At 68.7% G+C, this 3,930-nt stretch carries 6 protein-coding genes and 1 pseudogene; 5 read left to right on the top strand and 2 right to left on the bottom strand.

Annotated elements, in window-relative coordinates; genetic code table 11:
* Positions 1–551, bottom strand: a 551-nt coding sequence (locus ACWD35_RS45085) for a transposase domain-containing protein (RefSeq protein ID WP_451357114.1), incomplete at its 3' end; no start/stop codon positions are given.
* A 104-nt stretch (positions 552–655) separates the two neighbouring features.
* Between ACWD35_RS45085 and ACWD35_RS45080 the strand changes: the two genes are divergently transcribed.
* From ACWD35_RS45080 to ACWD35_RS45070, 3 genes and pseudogenes are all read left to right on the top strand, one after another.
* On the top strand, positions 656–1,237 hold the full coding sequence (locus ACWD35_RS45080) for an IS3 family transposase (RefSeq protein ID WP_451357113.1): 582 nt from the start codon (positions 656–658) through the stop codon (positions 1,235–1,237).
* 103 nt (positions 1,238–1,340) lie between these two features.
* Positions 1,341–1,562 (top strand): IS3 family transposase, encoded by a 222-nt coding sequence (locus ACWD35_RS45075; RefSeq protein ID WP_451357112.1) that lies wholly within the window; start codon positions 1,341–1,343, stop codon positions 1,560–1,562.
* A 31-nt stretch (positions 1,563–1,593) separates the two neighbouring features.
* A pseudogene (locus ACWD35_RS45070) lies at positions 1,594–1,815 on the top strand (hypothetical protein); the annotation flags it as partial.
* Between the two features lie 147 nt (positions 1,816–1,962).
* Here the strand turns inward: ACWD35_RS45070 and ACWD35_RS45065 are convergent.
* Positions 1,963–2,895 carry an EamA family transporter gene (locus ACWD35_RS45065; RefSeq protein WP_451357111.1) on the bottom strand — a complete coding sequence of 311 codons (933 nt, stop codon included), beginning with the start codon at positions 2,893–2,895 and terminating at the stop codon, positions 1,963–1,965.
* Positions 2,896–2,926: 31 nt separating this feature from the next.
* On the opposite strand from ACWD35_RS45065, the gene ACWD35_RS45060 reads away from it, so the two are divergent.
* Together ACWD35_RS45060 and ACWD35_RS45055 are read left to right on the top strand one after the other, a co-directional pair.
* A complete protein-coding gene (locus ACWD35_RS45060; protein WP_383270748.1) occupies positions 2,927–3,460 on the top strand; it encodes a MarR family winged helix-turn-helix transcriptional regulator in 534 nt (177 codons plus the stop codon).
* A 149-nt stretch (positions 3,461–3,609) separates the two neighbouring features.
* On the top strand, positions 3,610–3,930 hold a 321-nt coding region (locus ACWD35_RS45055), incomplete at its 3' end, for a LysE family translocator (protein WP_451357110.1).

Genomic DNA, 3,930 nt, shown 5'->3' with positions numbered 1-3,930 from the left:
GGGCCGAAGACCGCTGCGATCAGGCCGCGGGTGCCTGTTTCGCACAGGGTCATGAGCATCAGCCGGGGGTAGCCGGTCGGGCCGTAGCGGCGTTCAGTGCGGCCGAGCCAGGACCGGTTGCGCTCGTGGTCGGGGACGGACAGGCTCCCGCATCCGTCGAAGGCGACCGTGCGCCAGCGGCGGTAGCGCACTCCGGGCGTGGACGGCTGGGCCAGCGGGCCGGCCAGCACGTCGAACAGCCGCTTGAGCGGGGCCACTCCGACCCGTCGACGCAGATCGCGAAGTGCCTTCTCCGACGGCTGAGGCACTCTGGCGGCCAGTCCGGCCGCGAGTTTGCCCCACACCAGTCCGGTGCCCAGATGCTCGAACAGCCCGAGCGCGAGCACGAAGTACACCCCGACGCGAGAGGGGAGGCTTCGAAGTCGTCGTTCGCGAGCCCCGGTCTCGTCCAGTACCGCATCTACCAACTCGGGCGGGATGACCTGCGTTGACTCACCGATATGACCAGGCGCGAACACGTCATCGGTTCCGCCCGTGACAGACTGAGCCACTGGGCCTCTGCTTTCTCAGGAAGATCTTGGTCGATCCCCTGGATAGCAGAGGCCCCTCCCGCATCCCGCCCCACCCTTGACACTGCCGCCGAGCGCTTAACTTCGTGGCACTGGACGAGCATCCCCGCCTGGGAGTCGAGTGCGTCCTGCGGGAACTGAACATCCCCTCCACCACCTACTACCGGTGGCGCCGCGCCGAACAAGAACCGTGCGAACGGCGGCGCCTGGACGGCGAGCTGACAGAGAAGATCCGCGAGATCCACGCCGACTCGGGCGGCGTCTACGGCTCGCCGCGGGTGCACGCCGTCCTGAAGCGCGAGGGCGTCCGCGTCGGACGCAAGCGGGTCGAGCGGTTGATGCGCGAGGACGGTCTGGCGGGGGTGAGCCCACGCCGGAACGGCTTCACGCGCCGCGATCCGAAGGCCACGCTCGCTCCGGACCTGGTCAACCGGGACTTCACCGCCGAGGCGCCGAACCGGCTGTGGGTGACCGACCTGACGATGATCCCGACCGGCGAGGGGCCGTTGTGGCTCTCGGCGATCCGGGACGCCTTCTCCCGCCGGGTCGTGGCCTGGGAGACCTCCGCCCGCGCGGACGCCGACCTGGTGCTCACGACGCTGGAATACGCGCTCGCCAGCCGTGAGGTCGAGCCCGGAAAGCTCATTCATCATGCCGATCACGGCTGACACATCCATCAGGCTCACAACTCGCCTGATGAGGGCAGGAATCGAGGCGTCGACAGGTTCGGTCGGGGACTCGTACGATAACGCTCTCGCGGAGAACCTGTGGATGCTGATCAAGACCGAGGGCCTGCGCGGGCGCACCTTCGCCACGAGGGCCGAGGCAAACCTCGCGCTCTTCGAGTACATCGACGGCTTCTATAACAGCCGACGCATCCAGGAACGGCTCGGCTGGCTCAGCCCGATCGAGTTCGAGGAGAGGCACTACACCAAGCAGGCGACGGCCGAACCAACGAACCTGAACATCCGTCACCCCTCCCTGACCAGTTGATCAGCACCTTCCAGACAACGGGGGAACCTCAGAGCACACGGCCGTCGGCGGCATGCCTGGAACCGGGTGAGACCTGCACGAATACCGGCATTCCGGGCTCACGCACCTCGGCGAGGCCGGGGCCAGCCTGCCGATGCTCATGGCGAAGTCGCGGCACAAGAAGCCGGAGAACGTTCGGCGCTACTTCCACCCGTCGGCGGAGGCGATCGCCGAAGTCACCAGCCTGCTCGCGCCCGACGACAGCAGACGGTGAACCCAACACCGCTGGCCGATGGGCTCGGTGGTCGGGCATCCCCGGGATGGAGGACAGATCGATCCGTGACGGCGGCACCCCGCCCCATCTGCTCAGTCATCCCGGCAGGCTATCGGCGCCGCTCCCTCCTCCCGTGTCCCCTGATCCTCACAGGGGATTGCAGGTGGAGGACTCGCGGGCGGGGCGCTTGTCGGGTGCAGGTTGGAGAGGAGTGCGACTGCCACCGCTTCGTCCTGCGTGTGTGGGCCGTCCCAGGACGACTCCGACCAGGACGAGTGCCAGCCCGCACAGTTGCTGGACTGTCAGCACCTCTCCGGCCACTGCCGTGCCGAGCAGCACGCCTGTGACAGGGTTGAGCAGTCCGACCAGGCCCACGGTCCCCGCGGGCAGGTGCCGTAGCCCGGTGAACCAGGCGGCGAAGGCCAGCGTGGTGGCGACGAGGGTGACGTAGCCGAACGCGAGGAGCGCCGGTGTGGAGAGTGCGGGCGGAGAGCCCTCCACGGCTGCGGCGACCGGCAGCAGGAACAGTCCTCCGGCGGTGAGCTGCCAGGCGGTCGAGGCGAGTACGTCGGTACCGGTGTTCCACCGCTTGGTCAGGATGTGGCCGAAGGACGACACGAGCATGGCCGCGGCCGAGGCGAGGACTCCCGGCATGCTCACTCCTCCCGTTCCCGTGAGCAGCATGAGGCAGACCCCGCCGAGCCCGATCGCGGCGCCGGCCAGGTGTGCGATGCCGGGCCGCTCGGAGACGAGGGCCCAGGCGATGACCATCATCGTCAGCGGGGACACCGCCATGACGGTCGAGGCGATGCTCGTCGGCAGTAGCTGGGAGGCGGCGTAGACGAGCACGAAGAACACGCTCACGTTGAGCAGCCCGAGCACCGCGGACCGCCACCACCATGCACCGCGCGGTCGCTGCCTGCACAGACCCAGCAGGACGAGACCGGCGGGCAGCGCTCGCAGAGCCGCCCCGTAGAGGGGGCTGTCGGGTGGCAGGAATTCATGGGTGACGTAATAGTTGGCGCCCCAGGCCACCGGTGCGACAGCGGTCAGGGCCACCCACCGCATATTAGCTTCCATGGAAGAGAATATAGCTTCCTGGGAAGCTACCATGGTGTGCATGGACGACCCGCAACTGCTGGACCGCGTGGCCCGCATCCAGGCCGACTGGCGCCGCGAGCGGCCCGACCTCGACATCTCCCCCCAGGGCGTGATCGGCCGGCTGCACCGCCTGGCCGACCATCTCACCGAGGAACTCTGCCTCGTCTACGGGCGCTACGGACTCAGCGAGGGAGAGTTCGACGTCCTGTGCGCACTGCGCCGCGCCGGCGAGCCCTATGAGCGCGCGCCCGGCGAACTCGCCGCACACACCATGGTCACCACCGGCGCGATGACGAAGCGAATCGACCGCCTGGAGCGGGCCGGACTCGTCACCCGCCGCCGTTCCGACGACGACCAGCGCGGCCGGATCGTGGCCCTCACCCAGCCCGGTCGCGAACTGATCGACCAGGCATTCACCGACCACATGCGCAACGAACGCCGCCTGCTGAGCCTGCTGACGCCCGCCGAGACCAAGGCACTTGAAGGACTGCTCACCACCTGGATCTCACACGTGGAAAATCCGCGTCCGTCCGACAGCAAGTGACCCGATCGGCGCCGGGAGGCCGAGCGGGTACGGGAGCCGTCACGCCTCCAGCCGGTGTGACGGCTCCCGTACACCCCTGCGGAGCTCTGGCCAGTGCGGATGCCTTGGCCGCGGTGGTGGCCACCACGACGAGCCGTTGACTGCCTTACTTGTCGATCGGCATGCTCCGCCGGACGCTCAAGGAGCGCGGCCGGCCCGTGCCGGGGGATGCGGCGGACGGGGCGGGAGCCACGACCGCGGAGGCGACGTGGGCACGGTCCTGGGCGCGCGGGCTGGACACCAGCCTGCTGAACCCGAAGAACGGCGTCTTCTACATGGCGATGCTGCCCCAGTTCATCCCCAGCGGCGCCCCGCATCTGCTGATGGGGGTCGTCCTGGCGACCGTGCATGACCTGGAGGGGCTGGTCTGGTTCAGCGCGCTGATATTCGGCACCCAGCTCGTCCGCCGGTGGCTGAACCGCGGCTCGGTG

The sequence above is a fragment of the Streptomyces sp. NPDC002671 genome (assembly GCF_053592475.1).
The sequence above is the reverse complement of the archived record's forward strand: the minus strand, read 5'-3'. Positions and strand labels throughout refer to the sequence as shown.